The organism is Tepidimonas sp. (genome assembly GCF_046292505.1).
Classification (GTDB): domain Bacteria; phylum Pseudomonadota; class Gammaproteobacteria; order Burkholderiales; family Burkholderiaceae_C; genus Tepidimonas.
The window spans coordinates 1-508 of sequence record NZ_JBKBQX010000293.1 but is presented as its reverse complement, the minus strand read 5'-3'; the positions used below and the strand labels follow the sequence as shown (position 1 = coordinate 508).

General features: G+C 73.4%; 2 protein-coding genes. Both read right to left on the bottom strand.

Features of this window, described 5'->3' with window-relative positions; genetic code table 11:
• Positions 1-191: ATP-binding cassette domain-containing protein (locus ACK4TH_RS13340; RefSeq protein WP_409627127.1), on the bottom strand; the 191-nt coding region annotated here is incomplete at its 3' end.
• Positions 184-508 (bottom strand): ABC transporter permease (locus tag ACK4TH_RS13335; RefSeq protein ID WP_409627125.1); only part of this gene is annotated, 325 nt, incomplete at its 5' end. The genes ACK4TH_RS13340 and ACK4TH_RS13335, both read right to left, overlap by 8 nt.

Below are 508 nucleotides of genomic sequence, written 5' to 3'. Positions count from 1 at the left end.
CCGTCCGAGGGAGCCTCCAGCAGGCCCATCAGGTTAAGCAGGGTCGATTTGCCGGAGCCGGACGGCCCCACCAGCGCGGCGAACGCGCCGGCCGCCAGCGTCAGGTCGATGCCGTGCAACACCTCCACCACGGGGGAGGCGCCGCCGCCGTAGCGCTTGCGCACGCCGTGCAGGCGCAGCACCTCAGCCACGGATGGCCTCCACCGGATCCAGGCGGGACGCGCGCAGCGCCGGCAGCCACGCCGCCAGCACCCCCACGGCGGTGGCCAGCACGGCGGTGGACACGAACAGCTCCGCCTCCAGCACGATGGGGAACAGCGGGCTGCCGTCCGCATTGCGGGCGATGCGGGTGAAGCCCACCGCCAACGCGCCACCGAGACCTGCCCCCAGCAGCGACCCGCCCAACCCGACGATGCCGCCCTGCAGCAGGAACACCCCCAAAATGCGGTGCCGCGGCGTGCCCATGGCGCGCAGAATGCCGATCTCGCGCTGGCGCTGCACCACCGAC